Origin of the sequence: Acinetobacter sp. ESBL14 (assembly GCF_036668815.1) — a bacterium.
GTDB classification, from domain to species: Bacteria; Pseudomonadota; Gammaproteobacteria; order Pseudomonadales; family Moraxellaceae; genus Acinetobacter; species Acinetobacter gyllenbergii.
Genome location: NZ_JAZEVS010000089.1, coordinates 1 through 243, shown reverse-complemented (window position 1 = coordinate 243; position 243 = coordinate 1). Strand labels below are relative to the sequence as shown.

Sequence of the window (243 nt, the reverse complement as noted above, 5' to 3'; positions counted from 1 at the left end):
CTTTACCATCTGCAACATTCGTAATGACTTTATTACCCGCATCGATGCCATCTTTAGTAATGCTTGGACCATCTTTAATGGTCACACCTTTGTCATTTAATACCGTATCGCCAGTCGTGATGCTGTCAAACTTCGCATCTTTTAACAACTCGATCTTGATACCATCTTTAGTGGTACGTGTAATCACATTCTCACCGCTGGTCTTGTCTTCAGCTGTTGTTGCATCAGCGCCACCCACGATGT

At 43.2% G+C, this 243-nt stretch carries 1 pseudogene; it reads right to left on the bottom strand.

Going from position 1 to position 243, the window contains the following annotated elements:
* Positions 1-243: pseudogene (locus tag V6E90_RS21755) on the bottom strand (hypothetical protein); the annotation flags it as partial.